This window comes from Peribacillus sp. SIMBA_075, assembly GCF_046534585.1.
On the sequence record NZ_JAWRYN010000721.1, the window covers coordinates 1 to 267 of the forward strand.

General features: G+C 41.6%; 1 pseudogene. It reads right to left on the minus strand.

Going from position 1 to position 267, the window contains the following annotated elements:
- A pseudogene (locus SB775_RS30095) lies at positions 1–267 on the minus strand (D-xylose ABC transporter ATP-binding protein); the annotation flags it as partial.

The following is a 267-nucleotide window of genomic DNA, read 5'->3' on the forward strand; positions in this document are numbered from 1 at the left end:
TGCTGGTTTCCTCCACTTAGATTTAATGCCGCCTGTTCAAGATTTGGCGTTTTAATCCTTAACGCTTTTACCTGTTCCTCACTGGTTTGTTGGCAACGACGCGAATCGACATTCCCAAAACGATCGGAATATTCAGGGTAGTTTCCTAACATAATATTTCGTTCAACAGATAAATTCAGCGCCAGCCCTTCTTTTTTGCGGTCTTCCGTCAGGTAACTAATTCCCTGCTGAATAGCATCCGAAATATCTTTAATAACGGTTTCCTTA